The 306-nt window shown below is 35.3% G+C and carries 1 pseudogene; it reads right to left on the reverse strand.

Annotation, left to right across the window (positions count from 1 at the left end):
• A pseudogene (locus EYD45_RS16610) lies at positions 1-306 on the reverse strand (aldehyde dehydrogenase family protein); the annotation flags it as partial.

Consider the following 306-nt stretch of genomic DNA (forward strand, 5'->3'; position numbering starts at 1 on the left):
AATATCAATGTGTTTCAAAACTTTTTCTAAGTGTGGTTTTGAAACTAAAGCTCCAATATCAGTGTGAATTTCTGATGGATGTCCAACGTGTAGTTGCTTTACCTTTTCAACAAAATCATTTTTAAAGCGATTAAATATCGAGCTTTCAACAAAAATACGACTTCCGCATAAACAAATCTGGCCTTGATTAGTAAACGAAGAGCGTACCGTGGTTTACAGCATATTATCATAATCGCAATCGGCAAAAATGATGTTTGGATTTTTACCACCAAGCTCCAAAGAAAGTTTTTTGCACATGGGTGCAGC

Origin of the sequence: Hyunsoonleella flava (assembly GCF_004310325.1) — a bacterium.
GTDB classification, from domain to species: domain Bacteria; phylum Bacteroidota; class Bacteroidia; order Flavobacteriales; family Flavobacteriaceae; genus Jejuia; species Jejuia flava.